We start from the raw sequence: 25,268 nt of genomic DNA, 5'->3' as shown, positions 1-25,268 counted from the left end.
AGGGCCTGCGTGCAGCGCGCAGTGTGCCGCAGGCCGTCGAAAGCCCACACAGGCAGACATCAGCGGACATCAGAACGATCACCTGGAGACAAGACATGACAACCCCTGCCCGTTTCAATCCGTGGGCGCGCCGGCGCCTGCTGGCCTGTTCCTTCACCTGCGCACTGGCCGGCATGGCCGCCGCGACCGTCGCGACCGTGGCGTTGGCGCCCGCACCCGTGCTGGCGCAGCCGGCGTCCTGGCCGGCCCGGCCCGTGCGGCTCGTGGTGGGCTATGCGGCCGGTGGCGCCACCGACGTGATCGCACGCCTGGTGGCCGCCCGGATGGGCGAGCAGCTGGGCCAGAGCGTGGTGGTGGACAACCGCACGGGCGCCAACAGCAATGTGGGCGCCGAGGCCGTGGCGCGGGCGCCTGCGGACGGCTACACGCTGTATGTCTACACCATTGCCAACACCATCAATGCCTCGCTCTACCCCCGGCTCGGCTATGACCCGGTCAAGGACTTCGAGCCCATCGGCCTGATCGCCAAGATTCCCAACATCCTCGTGGTCAACCCGCGCCTGCCCATACAGAACGTGGCCGACTATGTGCGCCATGCCCGGCAGAGTGCGCAGGGCATCAGCTTCGCCTCGTCGGGCAGCGGCTCGTCGATCCACCTGTCGGGCGAGATGTTCCGGCAGCTCTCGGGCCTGCGCATGCTGCACGTGCCCTACCGGGGCAGCGCACCGGCCATCACCGACCTGCTGGGCGGGCAGGTGGATTCCATGTTCGACAACGCGCCCTCGGCCCTGCCCCATGTGCAGGCAGGCAAGCTGCGCGCGATCGCCATCACCAGCGCCCGGCGCTCGGCGCTGCTGCCCGATGTGCCCACGCTGGCGGAGTCGGGCTATGCGGGCTTCGACGTGCAGTCGTGGTTCGGCCTGGCCGCCCCTGCGGGCACGCCGCCCGCCGTGATCGAGCGCCTGAACCATGCCCTGAACACCGCCCTGGCCGCACCCGAGCTGCGCCAGCGCCTGGGCGAGATGGCCGCCACGCCCGAGCCCGGCACCCCGGCGCAGATGCGCAGCTTTGCGGCGTCGGAGATCAAGCGCTGGCGCGAGGTGGTCAAGGCCTCGGGCGCCACCGCCCAGTAGTTCGACACACGTTCGGCACAAGCTCAACACAACCGCACCACGAGGAGACGACCCCCATGCAACCCATTGATTTTTTCTGGCGCGCGGCCGAGCGCTGGCCGCAGCGCATCGCCATCGACGCACCGGGCGGCTGCATCCGCTATGACGCGCTGGCCCGCAAGGTGGCCGCGCTGGCGGCCGGCCTGCAGGCGCTGGAGCCTGCCGTGCAAAGCCGCGTGGGCATCTGCGCGGGCAACAGCGCAGACCATATCGCCGCCCTGCTGGCGGTGATGGCCAGCGGCAAGGTCTGGGTGCCGCTCAATCCCAAGAGCACGCAGTCCGAGGTGCGCCGCATCATCGATGCCACCGAGCCCTCCATCGTGCTGTGCGATGCGGGCGGCGCTGCACTGGTGCAAGGGGCGCCGGGCATCCACCTGATGCTGGGCGAGGGCACGGCGGCCCTGGAGCAGGCGCAGACCGGCGCTTTGCCTGTGACACCCGAACTGCCCGCCGATGCCATCCAGGCCATCAAGTTCACGGGCGGCACCACGGGCCTGCCCAAGGGCGTGATGCAGCCCTGCCGCGCCTGGATGGCCGGCATTGCCAACCAGATCCAGGCCTGGGGGTTCGATGAACATGACCGCTACGTCATGGCCGCGCCCATCACGCATGGCACGTCCACCTACCTGCTGCCCATCCTGGCGCAGGGCGGCTGCCATGTGCTGCTCGACGGTGCGGGTGCCGAGGCCGTGCGCAGCGCCTTTGCCCTGCGCGGCGGCACCGTGTGCTTCATGCCGCCCACCCTGATCTACATGCTGATGGCGCTGCCGGGCGCCAGCCGTGCGGACTTCCCCGGCCTGCGCCGCCTCATCTACGGCGGCGCCGCCATGCCGCCCGAGAAAATCCGCCAGGTGCGCGCCTTCTTCGGCCCCGTGCTGGCCACCACCTATGGCCAGACCGAGGCGCCGCAGATCCTCACGGCCATGCGGCCCGAGGACTTCGAGGACGAAGGCCTGTGGACCTCCGTGGGCCGGACCACCTGGTTCAGCGACCTGGCCATCATGGCGCCCGACGGCCGCCTGCTGCCCCGGGGCGAGGTGGGCGAGGTCGTGGCGCGCGGCGATCTGCTGATGAGCGGCTACTGGCGCCTGCCAGACAAGACGGCCGAGACCCTGGTGAACGGCTGGCTGCACACGGGGGACCGGGGCCTGATCGATGCGCAGGGCTACCTGCACCTCAAGGACCGCCTGAAGGACCTGGTCATCACGGGCGGCTTCAACGTCTATCCCGTGGATGTGGAAAACGCCCTGGGCCAGCATCCGGCCGTGCACGAGTGCGTGGTCTTCGGCATCCCCGACGACCACTGGGGCGAGGCCGTGCAGGCCGCCGTGCAATTGCGCGCCGAACTGCGCCCCGACCAGCGCCCGGACGAGGCCGAGCTGATCGCCTTCGTGCGCCAGCGCCTGGGCCCCGTGCAGACACCCAAGCGCATCCACTTTCACGCCAGCCTGCCGCGCTCGCCCGTGGGCAAGCTGCTCAAGACGGCCGTGCGCGAGCTTGCGCTGGCGCCCCGTTGATCCCGAACACCATCACAAGGAGACCCTGGCCATGGCCACGCACCAACCCCCCGTCACCCGCCTGTGCACCCACACCCTCACCAGCCTGCATTACCGCGATGCCGACCTGGTCGAGGACCTGATGGGCAAGAAGACCTTCACCGAGGTGATGCTGATGCAGATCCTGGGCCGCACGCCGCGCCCCGTGGACCTGCGCATCGCCGATGTGGTGCTCATCGTGCTCATGGAGCATGGCCTCACGCCCAGCGCCATCGCCACGCGCCTCATCTACATGAGCGCGCCCGAGAACCTGCAGGGCGCCGTCTCGGCCGGCCTGCTGGCCGTGGGCAGCTCCTTCGTGGGCACCATGGAGAACTGCGCCGCGCTGCTCGACCGCATTGCCGCCGCCGCCGACCCCGAGGCCGAGGCCCGCGCCATCGCCCAGCACCACAAGGCGTTGAAAAGCCCCGTGCCCGGCTTCGGCCACCACCTGCACAAGCCCGTGGACCCGCGCGCCTACAAGCTGCTGGACATGGGCCGCGCCGAACCCGAACTGGCGGGCAGCAGAATCCGCGCGCTCGAAACCCTGTCCGCCGCCGTGGACGCCGCGGCGGGCCGGCCCATCACCATCAATGCCACGGGGGCCGTGGCCGCCCTGCTGGGCGAGATCGGCGTGCCCACAGCCGTGATGCGCGGCTTTGCCGTCATCTCGCGGGCGGCCGGGCTGGTGGCGCATGTGGTGGAGGAGCAGCAAAGCCCGTCGGGCCGGTTCATCTGGGAAACGGTGGAGGAGGCCATCCCCTACGCGGGGCATGCAGTTTCCGCGAACGCTGCGTGAAGCAATGACCGATGGACCACCGCGCGCCATGCCGCGAGCATGGAGTCCATGCAACAAACCCATGGACTGTCCAGCGCCCTCGACGGCCTGCGCGTGGTGGACCTGTCCCGCATCCTGGCGGGACCCTGGTGCACCCAGAACCTTGCCGACCTGGGCGCATCGGTGCTCAAGATCGAGCGTCCCGGCACGGGCGACGACACGCGCGCCTGGGGCCCGCCCTTCGTGCAGGCGCCCGGTGGCGAGGCCGTGTCGGCCTACTTCCTGTCCTGCAACCGCGGCAAGCAGTCGGTGGCGCTGGACTTCACCGAGCCGGCCTCGCATGCCTGGCTGCTGCGCCAGATCCGCGATGCCGACGTGCTGGTGGAAAACTACAAGGCCGGCGCGCTGGCGCGCCACGGGCTGGACTACGCGGCGCTGGCCGCCATCAACCCCGGGCTGATCTACCTGTCGATCACGGGCTTCGGCCAGAGCGGCCCGTTTGCGCACAAGCCCGGCTACGACTATGTGTTCCAGGGGCTGGGCGGCCTCATGGGCTACACGGGCGTGGCCGATGGCGAGGAGGGAGCGGGCCCGCTGCGCACGGGCGTGGCCGTGGTGGACCTGATGACGGGCATGTATGCCACCAGCGCCGTGCTGGCGGCCGTGGTGCAGCGCCAGCGCACGGGGCGCGGCCAGCACATCGACCTGGCGCTGCTGGACGTGGCCGTGGCCATGAATGCCAACCAGGCGGCCAACTACCTGGTCAGCGGCGAGAACCCGCGCCGCACGGGCAACGCCCATCCCAATTGCGCGCCCTACGAGGTGTTTGCCTGCGAAGACGGCCACTTCATCCTGGCCATCGGCAATGACGGGCAGTTCGCCGCCCTGTGCTCCGTGCTGGGCACGGACTGGCACCTGGACGCGCGCTTTGCCACCAATGCCGCGCGCCTGACCGGCATGGCGCAGCTGCGCCCGCTGCTGCGCGCGGCGCTGGGCCGCGGGCCGCTGCAGGCCCTGACCGATGCGCTGGACACCGCCCAGGTGCCCTGGGGCTGCATCAACACCATGGAACAGGTCTTCGCCCATCCGCAGGTCCGGCACCGCCAGATGCTGCAGACGGTGGAGCACCCGCAGCTGGGCACGCTGAAGCTGGTGCGCAACCCCATGGTGCCGGCCGGCAGCGGCGCCCAGGTGCCGCCGCCGCCCGTGCTCGGTGCGGCGCCGCAGGACCTCTGAATCCCTAGACATCGACAAGCCAAGAAGGAGACAAGGATGACGAAACGCATGAAAGCACTGAAGGCCGCCGTGGCAGCCGCCGCGCTGGCGGGGATGCCGCTGGCATATGCAGCAGGGGCAGCGGGGGCGGCAGGGGCAGGAAGCTATCCCGAGCGGCCCGTACGCCTGGTCGTGCCCTATGCGGTGGGCGGCGCCACCGATGTGATCGCGCGCGTGGCGGCGCGCTACCTGGGCGAGACGCTGGGCCAGGCCGTGGTGGTGGAAAACCGCCCCGGCGCGGGCGGCAGCACGGGTTCGGCCTATGCGGCCAAGCAGCCGGCCGACGGCTACACCCTGGTGATGATGGTGGAGAGCTCGCATGCCGTGAACCCCAACGTCTACGCCAAGCCCGCGTATGACCCGGTGAAGGACTTCACCCCCATCACCAACATCGCCAACGTGCCGGGCGTGATGGTGGTCAGCGCAGGCTCGGCCTACAAGAGCGCCAGGGACGTCAGCGACGCGGCGCGCGCCGCGCCGGGCAAGCTCAACTACGGCTCCTCGGGCAATGGCGGGCTCAGCCACCTGAGCGGTGCGCTGTTCGGCAGCACCACGGGCACCACCCTCACCCATGTGCCCTACAAGGGCCTGGGGCCGGCGCTGAACGACCTGATGGCGGGGCAGCTCGATGTGGTGTTCGACAACATGCCGTCCTCGGGCGCGCTGATCGCAGGCGGCCAGCTGCGTGCGCTGGCCGTGTCCAGCCCCGTGCGCCTGCCGGCCCTGCCCGGCGTGCCCACCTATGCCGAGGCCGGTCTCAAGCCCATGAACGACATGTCCTGGTACGGCCTGGGCGCGCCTGCCAGGCTCGATCCCGCCATTCTTGCCAGGCTCAGCGAAGCCATGCGCAAGACCTTGCAAAAGCCCGAGCTGATCAAGACCATAGAGCAGCAGGGCGCCGTCGTGGACTTCCAGGAGCCTGCGCAGTTCAGGCAGACGGTGGAGCGCTCCAACCGCGCCTGGTCCCAGCTGATCCGCGACATCGGTTTCGAGAAACTTTGAGGAGATCTGCCGTGCATGCACAAGTGACCTTTCCCACCCCGCAGACCGCCGTGCTCACCATCACGGGCGGCGGGCCGCTGAACATCCTGGGCACGCCCGTGATCCGCGCGCTGACCGCGCAATTGGCCGAGCTGGCCGAGCGCCCCGATCTGCACTGCCTGTTGCTGCGCGGATCGGGCACGCGCGCCTTCGTGGCGGGGGCCGACATCCGCGAGATGGCGTCGCTCAACGCCGCCTCGGCACGCGCCTTCATCAGCGGGCTGCGCGACCTGTGCAACGCGGTGCGGCATTTCCCCGTGCCCGTGATCGCCCGGTTGCAGGGCCATACGCTGGGCGGCGGGCTGGAGCTGGCCATGGCGGCCGACCTGCGCATCGCGGCCGATGATGCCGTGGTGGGCATGCCCGAGGTCAAGGTCGGCATTCCCTCGGTGATCCACGCGGCCATGATGCCCGCGCAGATCGGCGGCACGCGCGCCAGCTGGCTGCTGCTCACGGGCGAGAACATAGGTGCCCTGCAGGCCGAGCGCTGGGGCCTGCTCAACGAATGCGTGCCCGGCGACCAGCTCGATGCGCGCATCGCGCAGATTGCCGAGGGGCTGGGCGGGATCGGCATCGAGGCGCTGCGCCAGCAAAAGCGCCTGCTGCGCCGCTGGGAGGGCATGGGCGTGGACTCGGCCATCACCGACAGCGTGGCCGAGTTCGGCGCGGCCTTCAACACGGGCGAGCCGCAGCACCACATGAATGCCTTCCTGGAGCGCAAGCAGGCCAAGGCCCAGGCCCAGCACTGAACCCAGGCCGGGCCGGGCTAGGCCTTGTCGGCCAGCCCTTTCAGAAAGCTGCGCAGCCGCTGCGCGGTGGGCGTCAGCGGCCGTTCGCTGGAGCGCACCAGCTGCAGCGGGCGCCGTGCCCAGGTTTCCTCCAGCGGCAGGCAGGCCACCGCATGCGCGGTGCCGAGCCTGCGGTAGATGCTGTGCGGAATGATGGCCAGGCCCACGCCCTGCGAGACCAGCCGCACGATGGAGGTGAAATCGTCCACGTGGATGCGGCAGCGCAGCGGCCGGCCATGGCGCTTGGCCAGCTCGCGCAGAAAGGCGTAGTTGCTGCTGGTCAGCGCCATGCCCACGAAGGCATGGGACAGGGTGTCGAAGAACCGGCAGGAAGGGCCTTCGCCGTCCTCTTGCCTCTCGACCGGCTGGGGCACCAGCGGATGGCCGGGCGGGGCGATCACCACCAGGCGGTCCAGCGCAAAGGTCTCGCAGGCCACGGCGCCCGCCATGGGCTCGCCCGCGTAGACGCCCAGGTCGGCCTCGCCCTCGGCCACGCTGGCGGCAATCGTCTCGCTGGTCTGCTCCACCAGGGTGAGGTTCACCTCGGGAAAGGCGGTCAGGAACTCGCCGATGTGCGGGCCGATGAAGCCGTGCAGCGAGGAGCTGTTGGCCGCCAGCGTTGCCTTGCCCTGCAGGCTGCTGCCCAGCAGGGCGGCCTCGGCCTCCATGCCGTCGATGGCGGCGAACACGCCGCGCGCATGCTCGAGCATGGCGTGGCCTTCCTCGGTCAGCCGCATGCCCTTGTGCTCGCGCGTGAACAGCTGGCAGCCCAGGGCCTGCTCCAGGTTGCGCAGACGCTGGCTGGCGGCCGAGGGCGTCAGGTGCCGCGCCTGGCTGGCACGCGAGAGATTGCCGGCCTGGGCGATGGCCATGAACAGCTTCAGATCGGTCAGGTCGTAGCGCATGCGGGCGTTTCCTAGGGGGCAGGAGGGCCATTATTCCTGCTGGCGCAGGGCTGCAAAGCCCGTGGCGCGCAGCCTTTGAAGGGCGCTGGGATAATCGATGCCATGACTAAACACCGCGTCGTGGTGGGCCTGTCGGGCGGTGTGGACTCCGCTGTCACGGCCCATCTCCTCAAGCAACAGGGCCATGAAGTGGTCGGCATCTTCATGAAGAACTGGGAAGATGACGACGACAGCGAATACTGCTCGTCCAATGTCGATTTCGTCGATGCCGCCGCCGTGGCCGACGTGGTCGGCATCGAGATCGAGCATGTGAACTTCGCCTCCGAGTACAAGGACCGCGTCTTCGCCGAGTTCCTGCGCGAGTACCAGGCCGGCCGCACGCCCAACCCCGATGTGCTGTGCAATGCCGAGATCAAGTTCAAGGCCTTCCTGGACCACGCCATGCGCCTGGGCGCCGAGAAGATCGCCACGGGCCACTACGCCCGCGTGCGCCAGAACCCCGGCACGCAGCTGTTCGAGCTGCTCAAGGGGCTGGACCCGGCCAAGGACCAGAGCTACTTCCTGCACCGCCTCAACCAGGCCCAGCTGTCCAGGTCCATGTTCCCCGTGGGCGAGCTGAGGAAGACCGAGGTGCGCCGCATTGCCGAGGAGATCGGCCTGCCCAACGCGAAGAAGAAGGACTCCACGGGCATCTGCTTCATCGGCGAGCGGCCGTTCCGCGACTTCCTGAACCGCTACATCAGCAAGGAGCCCGGCAACATCCTCGACGACCGCAACCGCAAGCTGGGCAAGCATGTGGGCCTGTCGTTCTACACGCTGGGCCAGCGCTCGGGCCTGGGCATCGGCGGCGTCAAGGAAAAGGGCGCACCGCGCGGCGGCGGCGACCATGAGCCCTGGTTCGTGGCGCGCAAGGAGCTGGACACCAACACGCTGCGCGTGGTGCAGGGCCATGACCATCCCTGGCTGCTGTCGCAGTCGCTGCTGGCCGACCAGGTCAGCTGGGTGGCCGGCCACGCGCCCGCCGAGGGCAAGGCCTACGGCTCCAAGACGCGCTACCGCCAGCCCGACTCGCCGGCCCTGATCTCGGGCGCCACGCCCGAGGGCTTCCGGCTGGATTTTCCCGAGCCGCAATGGGCCGTCACGCCCGGCCAGTCGGCCGTGCTCTACGACGGCGACGTGTGCCTGGGCGGCGGCATCATCGCGGCGGTGGATCCGCAGTGATGCAGCACTGATGCAGCACTGACGCGGCATTGATGCCGGGCAGGATGCGGCCCGTCGCGTTTTGCTATCGTCACGGGGGGCGGCACAACCGCCCCTTTTTCTTTTTCCTTTTGTTCTTCACGACAGCACCACAGGAGACCCCATGGCTTCATCGATTCTTGCGCGCCGGCATTTTCTGGGAGCGGCCCTGGGCGCCGTGGCCACGGCCGGATGCAACGGCGAGGTGTCCTGGGGCGACCCCATCGATCCGCCCGTGACGGACCGCGTCAAGCGTGCGCTCGATCAGCTCGACGGCCAGGTGCGCGCGCAGATGCGGCGCACGGGCGTGCCCGGCGTGGCCGTGGCGGTCGTGCATGATGGGCGCCTGGTCTATGCCCAGGGCATGGGCGTGCGCCGTCTGGGCTCGTCGCTGGCCGTGGATGCGGACACGGTGTTCCAGCTCGCCTCCGTCTCCAAGTCCGTGGGCGCCACCGTGGTGGCGCAGCAGGTGGGCCAGCGCCGCGTGTCCTGGGACACGCGCGTGCAGCAGGGCCTGCCCTGGTGGACGCTGGAGGACGCAGATGCCGCCCAGCGCATCACCGTGGGCGACATGTATGCCCACCGCTCGGGCCTGCCTGGCCAGGCCGGCGATGCGCTGGAGGAACTGGGCTTCAGCCAGCGCCAGATCCTGGAGCGCCTGCGCTATCTGCCGCTGCGGCCCGTGGGCACCCAGTACGCCTACAGCAACTTCGGCCTGACCACGGGCGCCGAGGCCGTGGCCGCCATCGCGGGCCAGTCCTGGGCCGCGCTGTCGCAGCAGGCCGTCTACGGCCCGCTGGGCATGACGCAGACCAGCTCGCTGTTTGCCGATTTCGAGGCGCGCGCCAACCGCGCGGCCGGCCACCTGCGCGTCAACGGCGTGTGGCAGGCGGGGCCCGTGCGCCGGCCCGATGCGCAGTCGGCCGCCGGCGGCGTCAGCTCCACGGTGCGCGACATGGCGCGCTGGATGACCATGCTGCTGGACGAGGGCCGCTTCGAGGGCCGCCAGGTGGTCGATGCGCAGGCGCTGCGCACGGCGCTGTCGCCGCAGATGCTGCAGTCGCCGGCCGGCAACGGCGAGCCTGCGCGCTACTACGGCTTCGGCTTCAACGTGGGCGTGTCCGAGGCGGGGCGCACCACCTACAGCCACTCGGGTGCCTTCGGCACGGGCAGCGCGACCAGCTTCACCGTCATGCCCGAGCTCAAGCTGGGCATCGTGGTGCTGACCAACGGCATGCCCATCGGCGTGCCCGAGATCGTGGTCTCGCAGTTCCTGGACCAGGTCGAATGGGGCCGCCAGCGCCAGGACTGGGAGAGCATCTGGACCAAGCGGCTGGCACCCATCATGCAGCCGCATGGCGAGCTGGCAGGCAAGACCCGGCCCCCTTTCCCCCGACCGCCCCGGCCGCTGGGCGCCTATGTGGGCAGCTACGCCAACCGCTTCTACGGGCCGGCCCAGGTCAGCCTGCAGACGGGCGGCGGTGGACTGCAGGTCAGCCTGGGTTCGCAGCGCATGCTGCTCAGCCACTGGGATGGTGAGGTCTTCAGCTTCGTGCCCGAGGGCGATTCGCCGGGCAGCCTGTCCAAGGCCACGTTCGACGGCAACCAGCTCACGCTGGAGTATTTCGACGATGTGCTGACGCCGGCCGGCGTCAGTGCGGGGATAGGGCGCTTTTCGCGCTGAGGGTGGCCTGCTCCGTGCCTTCGTGCAGGTGATCGCCGGGCACGGGCAGCCAGGCGGCCAGCAGGGTGGCGCCGGGTTCTGAGTCCATGTCCAGATGGCCGCCCAGGCGCTGCAGGCGCGCCTGCATGCTGCGCAGGCCCACGCCCATGCCGGCCTGCTGCACGGCGGCCACGTCAAAGCCTGCTCCGTCGTCGGTGATGCGCAGCATCAGCCAATGCTGCTCGGGCCACTGCAGCTGCACCTGCACGCACTGGGCGCGGCTGTGCTTGATCACATTGGCCAGCGCTTCCTCCAGCACGCGCGTCAGCGCCAGGCACTGCAGCGCACCGGGCGGCTGCGGCCAGGCGGCCGGCACCTGCCAGTCGGACTGCATGTCCAGCGCGTCGAACAGGCTGGCAAAGCGGTGGCGCAGCGGCGCGATCCAGGCCTGGGGCGTGTCCGGCACGGTGACGGAGACGCTGGTGCCGCTGTCGATCATCTGGCGCAGGTCGTCGCGCAGCAGCTTGAGCACGGACAGGAACTGGCGGTTGTGCATGGGGGTGCCCGCCTGCTCCACCATGGCGATGGAGCGCACCAGGGAGCCGCCCAGGCTGTCGTGCAGGTCGTGCGCCAGCTGCATCCGTTCCTGCAGCCGCGAGTGGCTGAGCGCCAGCGCATGCTCGCGCGCCAGCGTGCCGCCGAGCTCGTCGCAGGCACGCGCTACGCTGTCGGTCAGCTCCTGGTTGAACTGTTCGATGCGGCGCATGCTGAGCACGAACTGCCGGCCCAGCACCATGGACAGGGCCAGCATGGTCAGCGGCGCGGTATAGGGCATCCAGGGCGTGGCGGGGCCGATCACCTTCTTGAGCGCCAGCATGTCGTGCAGGCCCGCGCACAGGAAGACCAGCAGGCAGGCCGCGTAGACCAGGTGGCCTGGCTCGCGCGTGCGCCAGGCGTGCAGCGGAAAGTGCAGCGACACGGCCACGCAGATGCCGAAGTACACCAGGCCAATGTGCAGCACGCCGTCCACCAGCGACCAGGGCGCGAAGATGGCGGCGGCCATGCCGGCCAGCGTCAGCGCCCACAGCAGCTTTTCCAGCCGGGGCAGGTGCAGCCTGCCGAAGCGCCAGGTGAACAGGCAAAAGCTCTGGCCGAACAGCAAAAAGACCAGCAGGTTGCCGCGTGCCACGGCCAGGGTGTCGGGGAAGGGCCAGGCCTCGGTGGCCAGGATATTGGCCAGGAACAGCGCCCAGCAGAAGGCATTGAGCGCGTACCAGCCAAAGGCCTTGCTGGCGCGCCGCTGCAGCCAGGCAAAGGCGAACAGCACGCCCAGCACCAGCGAGACCACGATGTTCATGGCAAACAGCGTGCGCTGGTTCCACCAGGTCTGCGCGTGCCACTGGCGCAGCGCCTCGGGCTCGCCCAGGCGCACCTCGCCCAGGCCGGGCGTCTGCTCGGCCAGGCCGTGCACGCGTATCCACACGCTGTTGGTGCCCGCATGCAGGGCGGATTCGGGCAGCAGCCAAAAGCGCGGCATGTTCCAGCTGCGCGACAGGGGCTCGACCAGGTGCCGGTCGCGCCACAGCAGGTCGCCGTTCACGAAGACCTCGCCGGCCATGACCATGGAGTGCAGGGCCAGCGCCACGGGATCGGCGGCGGTGGGAGCGGTGGCAGCGGCGGCAGCGGGGTGAGCGCAGCCGCGCTGCCAGTCGATGCGGTACCAGACGGCGCCGCTGTAGCCGGGCCAGCGGTCCAGCCAGTGGTCGGGCAGGGTCACGTTGTGCCAGTCGCGTACCGCGCTGGCGATGGGCGGCGGTCCCAGGCCTGCGGCCTTGGCGGACTGGATGGACAGGATCTGCGGCAGGCAGGCCTGGGCCAAGGCGCAGGTACTGCACAGGAGGACCGCCAGGCCCAGTGCCAGGCACCGCACCGGGCCGAACCACCGGCGCCACCCGCCCATGGCCGTCAGCCCAGCAGTCCGCGCACGCGTGCCGTGTTGACGGCGCGCGTGCGCGAGGACACGGCCAGCTTGCGGTAGATGTGCTTGATGTGGCATTCCACCGTGTAGCGCGACAGGTGCAGCTGCTCGGCGATCTCGCGGTTGGTCAGGCCATCGGCCACCAGGCGCAGGATCTGGCTTTCGCGCGCGCTCAGCGTGGACTCGGTGCCGCCGCTTTCCGCCGTGGCGGGTGCCGCGCCCTGCAGCTCGGCGATCACGCGGCGCGCGATAAAGGGGTCGATGGGGGCGCCGCCGCGCAGCACGCTGCGGATGGACAGCGACACTTCCAGGTCGTCGCGTTCCTTGAGCACATAGCCGGTGGCGCCTGCGCGCAGCGCCGCGAGGATGGCGTCCTCCGTGCTCCAGGCCGAGATCACCAGGATGCCCACGGCCGGGTCTGCGCTGCGCATCTCGGCGATCAGGTCGATGCCGCTGCCGTCGGGCAGGCCCAGGTCCACCAGGGCCAGCGCCACGGGCTCGGCCAGGCAGGCGCGGGCCTGGGCCAGGGAGCCTGCGAACAGCAGGGCATCGGGCGTGTAGCCCAGCTGGCCCAGCACGGACTGCAGCCGCTGGCGGATCAGCGGCTCGTCCTCCACCACCAGCACCGGGGCCGGAAGCGTGGACTCTGGGACAAGCAGGTGGGCGGGCATGGAAAAGGCGTGCGCAGCGGCGGGCGTAAAAAGGGGCAGGATGGCCGCCCGACTGTGGGCGAAGCCCGCATCTTTGCATATCCCTGAAAACTGGTAATCGCGGGGGCGCGCGCCGCTGCACCGTCCATAATTCCGGCCCGGGCCGCACGGGCGGACCCTGGCAACGACACCTACCGAAAGGACGCCGCCGCATGGCACGCGTACGTGACCCTGCTGGCTACGATGGCCAGCGTGAAATGATCCTCTCCCACGCCGCCCAGCTGTTCGCGCAGCGCGGCTATGCGGGCACCTCCATGAACGAGGTGGCTGCGGCCTGCGGCGTCTCCAAGGCCACGCTCTACCACTATGTGCTCGACAAGCACGACCTGGCCGTGCGCATTGCCGAAGAGCATGTGCTGCGCCTCGAAGCCCTGGTCAACGACACCCTGCAGGCCCATGCCGATCCCGAGCAGCGCCTGCATGCGCTGATCCGCGGCTTCGGCCAGGAGTACGCCCAGGCCCAGAATGCCCACCGCGTGCTGACCGAGGACGTGCGCTTCCTGCGCGAGGAAGACCAGCAGCGCATCCTGGACGTGGAGCGCCGCGTGGTCGCGGCCTTTGCGCAGACCATTGCCCAGGTGCGCGGCGAGCCCGCCGACAGCGCCCTGGGCAAGCCCCTGGCCATGCTGCTGTTCGGCATGATCAACTGGACCTTCACCTGGCTCAAGCCGGGCGGCACGCTGGACCATGACGCCATTGGCACCATGGTGTCCCAGCTGTTCTTCGGCGGCGTGCGCGCGGTCAGCGTGCCGGACGCCAAGAAGCCGCGCAAGGCCCGCCAGGCCTAGGCTCGGCCCGGTCCCTTACCACCGGCGCTGCACGACCACGAAGCGGTCGGCCACGAAGGCCAGCGTGGTGTAGCTGGCATTGGCCGCGGGATTGCCGCCCGTGGCGTGGAAGTCGGAAAAACCGGCCGACTGGTTGACCATCACGCCCTGCGTGAGGTTGATGGACAGGGCCACGCGCGAGCGCAGCGCCGAGGCCGCCACGGCATCGACAAAGGCCGCATCCGTGGAGTACAGGCCCAGCGTCATCGCGCCATGCGCGCGCACGCTGCGCTCGGCCAGCTCGCGCGCGGCCTGGGCCGAGGGTACGGCCACCAGGTAGGAGACGGGGCCGAAGCATTCGCGCTCGTAGATGGCGGCGTCCGCCACGTCCAGCGCACGCAGCGCGGGCGTGCGCACCTCGGCCTGCGGGTATTCGGGATGGGTGAGCTTTTGCGAGGCGCGCACGGCGCGGCCCACGGTGGCGGCCTGTTCCACGCGCTCCACGGTCTGGGCAGAGCCTATGGCGCCCAGCACGGTGAAGGCCACCTTGGGATCGGCCAGCAACTGGTCGATGGCGGCGGCCAGATCGGCGCCGACCTGCTCGAAGCTCTTGTGGCCCTGGTCAGTCTCTATGCCGCCGGCCGGAACCAGCAGGTTCTGCGTGGTGGTGCACATCTGGCCGCTGTACAGCGACAGTGACAGGGCCAGATTGCGCAGCATGCCTGCGTAGGCATCGGTGGACTCGATCACCACCAGGTTCACGCCGGCCATCTCGGCATACAGGCGTGCCTGCGGCGCGTTGGACTGCAGCCACTGGCCGAAGGCATTGCCGCCGGTGAAGTCGATGGAGGCCACGGCGGCGTGCGTGGCCAGGGCCTGGGTCAATTCGGGCTTGTCGCTCACGGCCAGGGTGACGAGGTTGGGGTCCAGGCCCTGCTCGGTCAGCACATCGCGCAGCACGCTCACGGTGAGCGCGGCCGGCAGCACGGCGTTGGGGTGGGGCTTGACGATCACGGGGTTGCCCGTGGCCAGCGCGGCGAACAGGCCCGGGTAGGTGTTCCAGGTCGGGAAGGTGGCGCAGCCGATGACCAGGGCCACGCCACGCCCCACGATCTCGAAGCGCTTGTGCAGCACCGCGGGCGCATGCTTGCCCTGGGGCTTTTCCCAGACGGCCTCGGCAGGCACGTCGGCCATGGCCTTCCAGGCCACGGCAATGGCTTCCAGGGCGCGGTCCTGGGCATGGGGGCCGCCGGCCTGGAAGGCCATCATCGCGCCCTGGCCCGTGGTCAGCATCACGGCATGCGCGATCTCGAAGCTGCGCTGGTGGATGCGCGTCAGCGCCTCCAGCAACACGCCGGTGCGGCCCTGGGGTCCCAGCGCCTGCCACGCAGGCTCGGCCGCCTGGGCGGCATCCACCAGTGCCTGGGCATCGCACTCGGGGTAGCGGATGTCCAGGGCCACGCCATAGGGCGATTGCTCGGTGACCACGCGGGCGCGTTCACCGGGCTGGCGCAGCGGATAGTCCTTGCCGAACAGCGCCTGCACGGCGGCGTGGCCCTGGGCCTGCGCGGTCTCGCCATACACCTTGGGCGAGGGCGCTTCGGGGAAGGGCGACCAGTGGCCCCGGCGGGACAGGGCCTGCAGCGCGTCGTCGAGCAGGGGGCGGTGGCGTTCGTAGAGGGCGTGGGCGGGCATGGGATGTCTCCTGGTTTGGAATGTGGCGTCGCTATCAGGGTTAGTACCGGACAACAAGCCTTGTTGCTCAAGAAAGCTGCATCTTATAATCCTACCGTCCGGTCGGTCAATTATTCTGAACCCCTTGCCTCACGACGCCAGAACCCCGATGAACAAAGACCTGCGCCCCGCCCCCGGCGAACTCGACCCCATCGAAACCGCCAGCCGTGACGAGATCGCCTCGTTGCAGCTGCAGCGCCTGCGCTGGTCGCTGCAGCATGCCTACGACCATGTGCCGCACTACCGCCGCGCCTTCGACGAGAAGGGCGTGCACCCGTCCGACCTGCGCACGCTGTCCGACCTGGCCCGCTTTCCCTTCACCACCAAGAAGGACCTGCGCGAGAACTACCCGTTCGGCATGTTCGCCGTGCCGCGCCAGAAGGTGGCGCGCGTGCATGCCTCCTCGGGCACCACGGGCAAGCCCACGGTCGTGGGCTACACGTTGAATGACATCGACAACTGGGCCAACCTGGTGGCGCGCTCCATCCGCGCGGCGGGCGGGCGGCCCGGCGACATGGTGCATGTGGCCTACGGCTACGGCCTGTTCACGGGCGGCCTGGGCGCGCACTACGGTGCCGAGCGCGCGGGCTGCACCGTGGTGCCCATGTCAGGCGGGCAGACCGAAAAGCAGGTGCAGCTGATCCAGGATTTCCGGCCCGACATCATCATGGTCACGCCCAGCTACATGCAGGTGATCGTGGAGGAGATGCAGCGCCAGGGCCTGGACCCGCGCGCAAGCTCCTTGAAGATCGGCATCTTCGGCGCCGAGCCCTGGACCGAGGCCATGCGCCGCGAGATCGAGGGCAAGGCGGGGCTGGATGCCGTGGACATCTACGGCCTGTCCGAAGTCATGGGCCCAGGCGTGGCCAGCGAATGCGTGGAGAGCAAGGACGGACCGGTGATCTGGGAAGACCATTTCTATCCCGAGATCATCGACCCGGATACGGGCGAGGTGCTGCCCGACGGCAGCGAGGGTGAGCTGGTCTTCACGTCGTTGAGCAAGGAAGCCATGCCCATCATTCGCTACCGCACGCGGGACCTGACGCGGCTGCTGGCGCCGACTTCGCGCAGCTTCCGGCGCATGGGCAAGATCGTGGGGCGCAGCGACGACATGATGATCATCCGCGGCGTCAACGTGTTTCCGACCCAGATCGAGGAAATCGTGCTGGCCAATGCCAGCCTCACGGGCCTGTACCAGATGCACATCAGCCGTGAAGGCCTGCTGGACACCGTCGAGGTGCACTGCGAGCTGCAGCCGCAGCGGCGCGGCCTGGGCGATGCCGAGCGCGGCGAGATCGCGCAGTGGGTGCAGCAGCGCATCAAGACCCTGGTGGGCATTTCCACGGCGGTGCGCGTCTTCGATCCCGACACCATCGAGCGCACGCAGACCGGCAAGGCCCGGCGCGTGTACGACAAGCGGCCGCGTTGAGGCACCGCCGGCCGTCGTCAACCATTTCACTGAAGGAGATCGCACATGTATACCCAGGCCATGGACACCATGGGCAAGGAAGCGGGCGATGGCGGCAAGGCCGTGCGCTCGGCCGACGAAATGCGCCTGCAGCAGCGCTTTGACGAGCGCATCGATGCCGGCGAATTCATCGAGGCCAAGGACTGGATGCCCGACAACTACCGCAAGACGCTGCTGCGCCAGATCAGCCAGCATGCGCACAGCGAGATCGTCGGCATGCTGCCCGAGGGCAACTGGATCAGCCGCGCGCCCACCCTCAAGCGCAAGGCCATCCTGCTGGCCAAGGTGCAGGACGAGGGCGGCCATGGCCTGTACCTCTACGCGGCCGCCGAGACGCTGGGCAGCAGCCGCGACCAGATGCTGCACGCGCTGCACACGGGCAAGGCCAAGTACAGCTCCATCTTCAACTACCCCACGCTGACCTGGGCCGACATGGGCACCATCGGCTGGCTGGTGGATGGCGCGGCCATCATGAACCAGGTGCCCATCTGCCGCTGCTCCTATGCGCCCTATGCGCGCGCCATGGTGCGCATTTGCCGCGAGGAGAGCTTTCACCAGCGCCAGGGCTACGAGGCGCTGCTGACCATGATGCAGCAGGGCACCGAGGCGCAGAAGGCCATGGTGCAGGACGCCGTCAACCGCTGGTGGTGGCCGTCCATCATGATGTTCGGCCCGCCCGACGACCAGTCGCCCAACAGCGCGCAGTCCATGCGCTGGGGCATCAAGCGCATCTCCAACGACGCGCTGCGCCAGAAGTTCATCGACGCCACGGTGGACCAGGCCAAGGTGCTGGGCGTCACCCTGCCAGACCCCGACCTGAAATGGAACGAGGCCCGCCAGGCCCATGACCATGGCCCCATCGACTGGGACGAGTTCTGGCGCGTGATCGCCGGAGACGGCCCCTGCAACCGCGAGCGCCTGGGCGCACGCGTCAAGGCCTGGGACGAAGGCGCCTGGGTGCGCGAGGCCGCCCTGGCCCATGCCCGCAAGCAGACACAGAGAAACCAGACCCGCAAGGAGGCCGCATGACCACCGTCGAACAGAACATCACCAACGAATGGCCGCTGTGGGAAGTCTTCGTCCGCAGCAAGGCCGGCCTGGACCACAAGCACTGCGGCAGCCTGCATGCGGCCGACCCGCAGATGGCGCTGCAGATGGCGCGCGATGTCTACACGCGGCGCCAGGAGGGCGTGAGCGTCTGGGTGGTGCGCTCGGACCAGATCGTGGCCAGCGACCCCGGCGACAAGGACATGTTCTTCGACCCGGCGCAGGACAAGGTCTACCGCCATCCGACCTTCTACCAGCTGCCGCCCTCGGTGGACCACATGTGAGCGGGGTGCAGCCATGACCGCCTCCGCCTCCTCCATCGCCATCGACGCCCGCCCCGAGGTGCAGTACCTGCTGCGCCTGGGCGATACCTGCCTGATCCTGGCCCAGCGCCTGGGCCAGTGGTGCGGCCACGCGCCCATCCTCGAAGAGGACATCGCCATGACCAACATGGCGCTGGACCTGGTCGGCCAGGCACGAGCCCTGTTGACCCGCGCCGGCCAGCTTGAAGGCCGCGCGCACGACGAGGACCAGTTGGCCTTTCTGCGCGACGAGCGCGACTACTTCAACGCCACGCTGGCCGAGCTGCCGCGCGGCGACTTCGCCTTCACCGTGCTGCGCAACGCCATGGCTGCCACCTGGCTGCGCCTGATGTGGGAGCGTCTGGTGCACTCCAGCGACGCCGAGCTGGCCGCCATTGCCGCCAAGGCGCTCAAGGAGGCGCGCTACCACGAGCAGCACGCGGGCGACTGGGTGGTGCGCCTGGGCGACGGCACCGAGGAATCGCGCCAGCGCATGGAGGCGGCCCTGGCCCAGCTGTGGCGCTATGCGGCCGAGCTGTTCACCGACGACGCCACGGACACCGCCGCACGCGCCAGCGGCCTGGGCCCGGCCTGGTCCGAGCTGCGCGAACCCTGGCAGGCCGAAATGGCCGCCCTGCTGCAGGAGGCCACGCTGGACATGCCGGCCGAATCCGCCTTCCGCAGCACGGGCCGCAACGGCGTGCACAGCGAGCACATGGGCTTCATCCTGGCCGAGATGCAGCACCTGCAGCGCGCCTATCCGGGCGGGGTGTGGTGATGGCTGCCGCACGGCTGGTGGCCGTCACATCCGCCTCGGCCGAGCGCGAGCGCCTGGCCTGGGCCGCGCTGCAGGACGTGCCCGATCCCGAGGTGCCCGTGATCTCGGTCTGCGAGCTGGGCATCGTGCGCGAGGTCCATGCCCTGCCCGAAGGCCAGGGCATGGAGATCGTGCTCACGCCCACCTACTCGGGCTGCCCGGCCACCGAGGTCATAGAGCGCAGCGTGCTCGAGGCCATCGAGGCCGCCGGCCTGGGCCCTGCGCGTGCCGTGCTGCGCCGCGCCCCGGCCTGGACCACGGACTGGATCAGCGACGACGGCCGGCGCAAGCTGCGCGAGTACGGCATCGCGCCCCCAGGGCGCTGCGGCGACTCCGGCCTGCCGGAAGGCACCTCGCCCATCCGCCTGGTGCGCCGCCGCCAGGGCATTGCCGCGCCCGAGCCCATTGCCTGCCCGCACTGCGGCAGCGTGCACACCGAGCGGCTGTCGGCCTTCGGCGCCACGGCCTGCAAGGCCCTGCACCGCTGCCTGGACTGCCGCGAACCCTTCGAACACTTCAAGCCGATATGACCACGACCACGATGTTCCACCCGCTGCGCGTGCGCAGCATTGCGCCCGACACGGCCGAGGCCGTGGTCGTCTCCTTCGACGTGCCGCCCGCGCTGCGCGAGGTCTTCGGCTTCACCCAGGGCCAGTACCTGACGCTGCGCCACCAGATCGACGGCCAGGACCTGCGCCGCAGCTACTCCATCTGCGCAGGCATGGATGACGGCGAGCTGCGCGTGGGCGTGCGCAAGGTGCGCGGTGGCCAGTTCTCCAACTGGATCAACGAGCATCTGCGCCCCGGCGACACGCTGCAGGTCATGGCGCCCCAGGGCCGCTTCTTCGTGCCCATCGAGCCCGGGGCCGCGCGCCACCATGTGGGCATCGCCGGCGGCAGCGGCATCACGCCCATCCTGTCCATCATGAAGACCGTGCTGGCGCGCGAGCCCGCCAGCCGCTTCACGCTGATCTACGGCAACCGCCAGCTGCAGTCCACCATGTTCAAGGAGGAGATCGAGGACCTCAAGAACCGCTACATGTCGCGGCTGTCGCTGCAGCATGTGTTCTCGGACGAACACACCGACCTGCCGCTGAACATGGGCGTGATGGACCGAACCAAGATCGCCGAATTCCTGCAGGGCGTGGTGCCGGCCGCGCACATCGACCATGTCTACATCTGCGGACCCTTCCAGATGAACGACGAGGCCGAGGCCGCCCTGCTGGCCGCCGGCGTGCCCGAGGAGCGCATCCACATCGAGCGCTTCGGCGTGGCCCTGCCGGCCGCAGGCCAGGGCACGGTGGGCGCCGTGGTGCACGAGGCCCAGCCCGGCGACGCCGCCACCGCCCGCATCACCCTGGTGCGCGACGGCCTCTCGCGCGAGATCCCCTTTACGCGCGGCCAGGCCAGCATCCTGGATGCGGCCTCCTCGGCCGGGCTGGAAGTGCCCTATTCCTGCACCTCGGGCGTCTGCGGCACCTGCCGCGCCAAGGTGGTCGAGGGCGAGGTGCGCATGGAGCGCAACTTCGCCCTCGACAAGAATGAGGTCGCCTGCGGCTTTGTCCTGACCTGCCAGGCGCATCCGCTGACCGAGCGCGTGGTGCTGTCGTTCGATGAGCGGTGAGGGCGCCTGCGTTCTGGAGCAGGGCAGGAAGACTCAGGGAAACAGTGTCGAAAGCATGTGCTTTGGCACTGGCAGCCCATCAGATGCTTCGATGAAATGCAGACCCTTGGATGCGGGCTGTATGGACTGAAACGCGGAAGGAAAGCGCGGCAGCTGCACATGGTGCTTGCTCTTGCATTCCTCGCAGGCGTGGAACTGCGGCTGGAAGACTTTGTTTTTATGGCTTCCCACGGGACCGTTGGCATCCCAGACGGCCAGCGATGCCTCGGTGGAAACCGGCTTGCACAGATTCTTCCAGTCCAGTGCCCCGTGCACGACCATGTAGAAGCCAATCAGGTTGGAAACCAGGTCTTCCTGGCTGAATCCACTGTCTGTGAGGAGCGACATGGATGCCTGCAGGCTCTCGAAGCCCATGGAAACCTCCATGAATATGGCCAGGGCCACGGAGCGCTTCGCTGAAAGAGACAGGCCTTTCTTGACGAGATAGAACTTGGCAAATTCCTGGGTCAGGCCAAAGCGCCCCATGGATTGCTTGTATTGAATCAGATGGCTGTCGGAGTGACCGGGAATCCCGATGCCGCGCTCATGCAGTATGTCTTTCCAGAGATAGGCCGCGCTGGCGTAGCGATTGCGGTGGCTCTCGACCGATTGGAGGTGGCCCAGGTCAATCCATCCGCAGTTGCAGGTATAGATGAGTCTTCGGGGTATGTGGGATCTGCTGGACATGTTCAGTCGTAATGGGTGAGCGTGACCTTGCACAGGCCTGTTGCGATTGCCTGGGTGACCGCCAGTACGGCAACTTCGCCGGCCGATGACGCGTATTGCGCGTATTGGACAAGGCGCTCTCCCTCGGGGACAAACGATGCGGCGGCATTTTCGGCTTCGATGGATCTCTGGTGGAAATCCTTCTGGCGCAGGTAGCTGGTGAGGGCCGCAGTGGCCTCGGTGATGTCCTTGGCGCTGGTCTCGAAGGTCATCTCGGACTGCGGGGGCTTGTTGCCATCACCGACGGAGCCGAAGTAGGTGGGCTGCGCCATCGTCCCTGTCGCTGGCGCATTGCGTATCAGGGAAGAGATGCCTACGTAATATCTGAGCGATCCCCGCTCAGGCGAGTAGTCCTCCTGGGAGATGAGAAACCCATACACGGCCAACCAGGATGCGGATGCGGCAAAGACCAGGAGGACAAGGCCCAAGATAACGGATCTGAGTCGCATGGAAGAGATGGAACGGGTTCGGGGAGGTGACAGCGGTCCAGATCCTAAATGAGCGGGCTGAAATCTTTATTTCAAAAGAGTAACTCTTTGAAATAGAGAATTTTCTGAATGACCCATTCGATATTTGACGGATTTCTCTTTGCGAAAGAGCAGACCGCGTCTGCCCCAGGAAAGCAAGCGGTCTGCCAGCGCAGGGAAACCATGCCCGGGGCAGGTTTCCTACTCGATGCCGATATCCAGCCGCGACACCAGTGCCCGGCCGTGTTCGTTCAGGCCCGTCACCTCGACCGTGCTGCCGTGCTTGCGCAGGCGCTGGCAGACCTTATCCAGCGCATTGACGGCCGTGATGTCCCAGAAATGGGCGTTGGTCAGTTCGATGCGCACGGGCCGGCCTTCGATGTCCCGCACGTCGAAGGCATCGACCAACTGATCGGCCGAGGCAAAGAAGACCTGGCCCGAGACGCGGTAGGTCAGGCCTGCGCCGTCCTGCGTCTTCTCGACGGACAGCAGCCTTGAGACCTTGAAGGTGAAGAACACCCCGCTGAGCAGCACGCCGACGCCCACGCCGGCGGCCAGGTTGTCCGTGGCCACGGTGACCACCACGGTGGCCAGCATCACGGCGCTGGACAGCTTGGGGTGCCTGAGCAGGGCGCGGGCCGATCCCCAGTCCAGCGTGGAGGCCGACACCATCACCATGATGGCCACCAGCGCCGCCACCGGCACCTGCGACACCCAGGGCTTGAGCAGCACCATCAGGATGAGCAGGAAGGCGCCCGCGAACAGCGTGGACAGCCGGCCCCGGCCGCCGTAGCGCACATTGCCCACGGTCTGGCCGATCATGGCGCAGCCGGCAATGCCGCCGAACAGGCTGGCCGCGATGTTGGCCACGCCGATGCCGCTGCACTCGCGGTTCTTGGAGCTGGGCGTGTCCGTGAGTTCATCGACCACGCTGGCCGTCATCATGGACTCCAGCAATCCCACCATGGCGATCGCCAGCGCGGGCAGGGCGATCAGGCGCAGCGTCTCCAGCGACCAAGGCACCTGCGGCAGCCCGAAGCTGGGCAGGCCGTCCGGCAGCAGGCCCAGGTCGGCGACCGTCTTCAAGGGCAGGTCCAGCCAATTCGCCGCCACCGTCAGCACCACGATGCAGACCAGGGGCGAGGGCACGGCCGTGGTCAGCCGGGGCAGGCCGTAGATGATCAGCAGGCCGGCGCCCACCATGGCCCAGGTGGCGGCATTGGCGCCGATCAGGTGCGGCATCTGGGCCGAGAAGATCAGGATGGCCAGCGCATTGACGAAGCCCGTGCGCACCGAGCCCGACACATAGCGCATCAGCACGCCCAGGCGCAGCAGGCCGAACAGGATCTGCACGGCCCCCGCAAGAATGCCGGCCGCAAAAAGATACTGCACGCCATGGGCATGCACCAGCGGAGCGGCCACCAGGGCGACCGAGCCCGCAGCCGCCGACACCATGGCCGGGCGCGCGCCCGTGAAGGCGATGACGATGCTGATGATGAAGGAGGCGAACAGCCCGACGGCGGGATCGACGCCAGCCACGAAGGAAAAGGCGATGACCTCGGGGATCAGCGCAAAGGTGGCCACGGCGCCGGCCATGAGCTCGCGCGGAATGCTGGGCGCCCACTCGGCGCGAAAGGGATGGGGGTGTTTCGACATGGAAATGGCCAGCCCCGCCGCGCTGGATGTGACAGGGCGGGGCAGGATTTTGTAGACGGGAATGAACATGCCGGGCGTCGGGCGATGCCCGAAACAACCTGGCGGCTTGTACGGTTCGGCCGTGCTACGGCGGCGCCAGGCGGGTGCAGCCCGAGCGCCGGCTCTGCGAGCCGCGCGCGATGCGGGCCAGCGTGAAGCTGTGAAGGCGTGCGGCATCGCGGCTGCGCGCTTGGCGAGCCTCGGGTTGACGGTGCCGGTGGATTGAAATCACGGGCGCGATTGTACGAGGGGGTGCTGCCTGCCGCGGGATGGACCCCTGGCCGCAATCAGTCGTAGTGCGCCATGGTGGCGCGGTAGCGCACAGGGCCTTGCTCGGCCGATGAGGCCTGCACCACTTCCACGTAGACGACTTGGCCCGAAGACGCCGTGTACCTGGCATGGCGAACGCGCCGCCCCATGCCGTAGGAGGGGCCGGGCGTTTCGTCGTCCGCACTCCGGGAATAGCCTTTGCCGAGCAGGTAGGCATCGAAGGCGTGCGTGGCGGGGCCAATGCTTGCGAACTCCACGTCATAGGACACCAGGCCGTGTGGCGGCTTGTTGCCGTCGCCCACGGTGCCGAAGTACTCCGCCTTGCCCAGCGCGCCCACCAGCGGCGCATGGCGCACCAGGGACGAGATGCCGATGTAGTAGGTGAAGCTGCCGGGCTCGGGCGTGTAGTCCTCCTGCGAGATCAGGCATAGGGTTGCAGCCAGCCAGCCGAACACGGCCAGCGGCAGGCACAGGACAAGACTCCACAACAGGGTTCTGGCACGCGGCAGGAGCATGGGATTTGTCGTCGGGCGCCTGGAAAAACAAAACCCGCTTTCCGGGGAAAGCGGGTCTGGATGCTCAAGAACCTTGATGGTCCGAATCAGAACGGAATGTCGTCATCCATGTCGTCAAAGCCCGAGGCCGCGCGCTGCGGCGGGGGTGCCATGGGTGCGGGAGCGGGGCGCTGGGCAGGGGCCTGGCGCGGTGCGGGCGCTGCCATGGGGGCAGGGGCCGGGCGGCGCTGTTGCTGCTGGGGAGGGGCGTCGTAGCCGCTGTCGCCATAGCCTTCATCGCCATAGCCGCCGCCTTGCTGGCCACCGCCGCCGCCTTGGCGGCTGCCCAGCATCTGCATGGTGTCGGCGCGGATTTCGGTGGCGTAGCGTTCCTGGCCGGAGGCCTGGTCGGTCCACTTGCGCGTGCGCAGGCTGCCTTCGACATAGACCTGGCTGCCCTTGCGCAGGTACTGGCCCACGATTTCGGCCAGGCGGCCGTTGAAGACCACGCGGTGCCACTCGGTGGCTTCCTTGTTCTCGCCCGTGTTCTTGTCGCGCCAGCGGTCGGTGGTGGCGATGGTCACGTTGGCCACCTGGTCGCCACTCGGGAAGGTGCGCATTTCGGGGTCGCGCCCGAGGTTGCCGACGATGATGACCTTGTTGACGGATGCCATGAGTGAAATACCTTTACAGAGAGAAGTGGCCCGGGCATAGAAGGATGGATCCCGGGCCAG

24 protein-coding genes are annotated in these 25,268 nt (G+C 68.7%); 15 read left to right on the top strand and 9 right to left on the bottom strand.

Annotated features, from left to right (window positions below):
- Positions 1 to 95: 95 nt before the first annotated feature.
- The 6 genes from G4D77_RS14955 to G4D77_RS14930 are packed head-to-tail and all read left to right on the top strand — an operon-like array spanning position 96 to position 6,550.
- A complete protein-coding gene (locus G4D77_RS14955; RefSeq protein WP_154836200.1) occupies positions 96 to 1,133 on the top strand; it encodes a tripartite tricarboxylate transporter substrate binding protein in 1,038 nt (345 codons plus the stop codon).
- Positions 1,134 to 1,189: 56 nt separating this feature from the next.
- Positions 1,190 to 2,689, top strand: a complete 1,500-nt coding sequence (locus tag G4D77_RS14950; RefSeq protein ID WP_154836198.1) for a class I adenylate-forming enzyme family protein — start codon at positions 1,190 to 1,192, stop codon at positions 2,687 to 2,689.
- 31 nt (positions 2,690 to 2,720) lie between these two features.
- Positions 2,721 to 3,506, top strand: a complete 786-nt coding sequence (locus tag G4D77_RS14945) for a citryl-CoA lyase (RefSeq protein WP_046240786.1) — start codon at positions 2,721 to 2,723, stop codon at positions 3,504 to 3,506.
- Between the two features lie 48 nt (positions 3,507 to 3,554).
- The gene (locus tag G4D77_RS14940; protein WP_193726180.1) at positions 3,555 to 4,721 is read left to right on the top strand and encodes a CaiB/BaiF CoA transferase family protein; all 1,167 of its coding nucleotides are present in this window, start codon (positions 3,555 to 3,557) and stop codon (positions 4,719 to 4,721) included.
- Between the two features lie 36 nt (positions 4,722 to 4,757).
- On the top strand, positions 4,758 to 5,762 hold the full coding sequence (locus G4D77_RS14935) for a Bug family tripartite tricarboxylate transporter substrate binding protein (protein ID WP_154836194.1): 1,005 nt from the start codon (positions 4,758 to 4,760) through the stop codon (positions 5,760 to 5,762).
- 11 nt (positions 5,763 to 5,773) lie between these two features.
- Positions 5,774 to 6,550, top strand: coding sequence for an enoyl-CoA hydratase (locus G4D77_RS14930; RefSeq protein WP_154836192.1), 777 nt, complete (start codon positions 5,774 to 5,776; stop codon positions 6,548 to 6,550).
- Between the two features lie 17 nt (positions 6,551 to 6,567).
- On the opposite strand, the gene G4D77_RS14925 is transcribed toward G4D77_RS14930, so the two are convergent.
- Complete coding sequence (locus tag G4D77_RS14925; RefSeq protein WP_154836190.1) at positions 6,568 to 7,494, bottom strand: LysR substrate-binding domain-containing protein; 927 nt, start codon at positions 7,492 to 7,494, stop codon at positions 6,568 to 6,570.
- Positions 7,495 to 7,596: 102 nt separating this feature from the next.
- Here G4D77_RS14925 and mnmA point away from each other — a divergent pair, with 102 nt between their 5' ends.
- Together mnmA and G4D77_RS14915 are read left to right on the top strand one after the other, a co-directional pair.
- A complete protein-coding gene (gene mnmA, locus G4D77_RS14920) occupies positions 7,597 to 8,715 on the top strand; it encodes a tRNA 2-thiouridine(34) synthase MnmA (RefSeq protein WP_154836188.1) in 1,119 nt (372 codons plus the stop codon).
- 142 nt (positions 8,716 to 8,857) lie between these two features.
- Positions 8,858 to 10,417: a serine hydrolase gene (locus tag G4D77_RS14915; RefSeq protein ID WP_154836186.1), complete on the top strand. Its 1,560-nt coding sequence runs from the start codon at positions 8,858 to 8,860 to the stop codon at positions 10,415 to 10,417.
- On the opposite strand, the gene G4D77_RS14910 is transcribed toward G4D77_RS14915, so the two are convergent.
- Positions 10,386 to 12,356, bottom strand: a complete 1,971-nt coding sequence (locus G4D77_RS14910) for a sensor histidine kinase (RefSeq protein ID WP_154836184.1) — start codon at positions 12,354 to 12,356, stop codon at positions 10,386 to 10,388. The genes G4D77_RS14915 and G4D77_RS14910 overlap by 32 nt on opposite strands.
- A gap of 5 nt (positions 12,357 to 12,361) precedes the next feature.
- Complete coding sequence (locus tag G4D77_RS14905) at positions 12,362 to 13,045, bottom strand: LuxR C-terminal-related transcriptional regulator (RefSeq protein ID WP_016454022.1); 684 nt, start codon at positions 13,043 to 13,045, stop codon at positions 12,362 to 12,364.
- A 191-nt stretch (positions 13,046 to 13,236) separates the two neighbouring features.
- Between G4D77_RS14905 and G4D77_RS14900 the strand changes: the two genes are divergently transcribed.
- The gene (locus tag G4D77_RS14900; protein WP_016449579.1) at positions 13,237 to 13,872 is read left to right on the top strand and encodes a TetR/AcrR family transcriptional regulator; all 636 of its coding nucleotides are present in this window, start codon (positions 13,237 to 13,239) and stop codon (positions 13,870 to 13,872) included.
- A gap of 15 nt (positions 13,873 to 13,887) precedes the next feature.
- Here G4D77_RS14900 and paaN read toward each other — a convergent pair whose 3' ends face one another.
- Complete coding sequence (gene paaN, locus G4D77_RS14895) at positions 13,888 to 15,546, bottom strand: phenylacetic acid degradation protein PaaN (RefSeq protein WP_154836182.1); 1,659 nt, start codon at positions 15,544 to 15,546, stop codon at positions 13,888 to 13,890.
- Positions 15,547 to 15,694: 148 nt separating this feature from the next.
- Here paaN and paaK point away from each other — a divergent pair, with 148 nt between their 5' ends.
- From paaK to paaE, 6 genes are read left to right on the top strand one after another with little or no spacing between them, the layout of a single operon-like run.
- Positions 15,695 to 17,014 carry a phenylacetate--CoA ligase PaaK gene (gene paaK, locus G4D77_RS14890; protein WP_154836180.1) on the top strand — a complete coding sequence of 440 codons (1,320 nt, stop codon included), beginning with the start codon at positions 15,695 to 15,697 and terminating at the stop codon, positions 17,012 to 17,014.
- Positions 17,015 to 17,059: 45 nt separating this feature from the next.
- Positions 17,060 to 18,082 (top strand): 1,2-phenylacetyl-CoA epoxidase subunit PaaA, encoded by a 1,023-nt coding sequence (gene paaA / locus G4D77_RS14885; RefSeq protein ID WP_012202742.1) that lies wholly within the window; start codon positions 17,060 to 17,062, stop codon positions 18,080 to 18,082.
- Positions 18,079 to 18,384 carry a 1,2-phenylacetyl-CoA epoxidase subunit PaaB gene (gene paaB, locus G4D77_RS14880; protein ID WP_016454266.1) on the top strand — a complete coding sequence of 102 codons (306 nt, stop codon included), beginning with the start codon at positions 18,079 to 18,081 and terminating at the stop codon, positions 18,382 to 18,384. The genes paaA and paaB overlap by 4 nt, the downstream gene beginning before the upstream one ends.
- A gap of 13 nt (positions 18,385 to 18,397) precedes the next feature.
- Positions 18,398 to 19,180, top strand: a complete 783-nt coding sequence (paaC, locus tag G4D77_RS14875; protein ID WP_154836178.1) for a 1,2-phenylacetyl-CoA epoxidase subunit PaaC — start codon at positions 18,398 to 18,400, stop codon at positions 19,178 to 19,180.
- Positions 19,180 to 19,749 carry a 1,2-phenylacetyl-CoA epoxidase subunit PaaD gene (gene paaD, locus G4D77_RS14870; RefSeq protein ID WP_046240026.1) on the top strand — a complete coding sequence of 190 codons (570 nt, stop codon included), beginning with the start codon at positions 19,180 to 19,182 and terminating at the stop codon, positions 19,747 to 19,749. The genes paaC and paaD overlap by 1 nt, the downstream gene beginning before the upstream one ends.
- Complete coding sequence (gene paaE / locus G4D77_RS14865) at positions 19,746 to 20,843, top strand: 1,2-phenylacetyl-CoA epoxidase subunit PaaE (protein ID WP_154836176.1); 1,098 nt, start codon at positions 19,746 to 19,748, stop codon at positions 20,841 to 20,843. The genes paaD and paaE overlap by 4 nt, the downstream gene beginning before the upstream one ends.
- Before the next feature lie 33 nt (positions 20,844 to 20,876).
- Here the strand turns inward: paaE and G4D77_RS14860 are convergent, their stop codons facing one another.
- The 5 genes from G4D77_RS14860 to ssb all read right to left on the bottom strand — a co-directional run bounded on the left by G4D77_RS14860 (position 20,877) and on the right by ssb (position 25,208).
- Positions 20,877 to 21,569, bottom strand: coding sequence for a hypothetical protein (locus tag G4D77_RS14860; protein ID WP_016449342.1), 693 nt, complete (start codon positions 21,567 to 21,569; stop codon positions 20,877 to 20,879).
- A 2-nt stretch (positions 21,570 to 21,571) separates the two neighbouring features.
- The gene (locus tag G4D77_RS30865) at positions 21,572 to 21,880 is read right to left on the bottom strand and encodes a hypothetical protein (protein ID WP_227468506.1); all 309 of its coding nucleotides are present in this window, start codon (positions 21,878 to 21,880) and stop codon (positions 21,572 to 21,574) included.
- Positions 21,881 to 22,276: 396 nt separating this feature from the next.
- Positions 22,277 to 23,731 (bottom strand): SulP family inorganic anion transporter, encoded by a 1,455-nt coding sequence (locus G4D77_RS14850; protein ID WP_227472475.1) that lies wholly within the window; start codon positions 23,729 to 23,731, stop codon positions 22,277 to 22,279.
- Positions 23,732 to 24,057: 326 nt separating this feature from the next.
- Positions 24,058 to 24,555 carry a hypothetical protein gene (locus G4D77_RS14845; protein ID WP_154836174.1) on the bottom strand — a complete coding sequence of 166 codons (498 nt, stop codon included), beginning with the start codon at positions 24,553 to 24,555 and terminating at the stop codon, positions 24,058 to 24,060.
- Positions 24,556 to 24,641: 86 nt separating this feature from the next.
- Positions 24,642 to 25,208, bottom strand: coding sequence for a single-stranded DNA-binding protein (ssb, locus tag G4D77_RS14840; protein WP_016449346.1), 567 nt, complete (start codon positions 25,206 to 25,208; stop codon positions 24,642 to 24,644).
- Positions 25,209 to 25,268 lie beyond the last annotated feature (60 nt).

The sequence above is a fragment of the Delftia sp. WY8 genome (genome assembly GCF_018437695.1).
Classification (GTDB): Bacteria; Pseudomonadota; Gammaproteobacteria; order Burkholderiales; family Burkholderiaceae_C; genus Comamonas; species Comamonas tsuruhatensis.
This window is presented reverse-complemented; position numbering and strand designations above follow the sequence as displayed.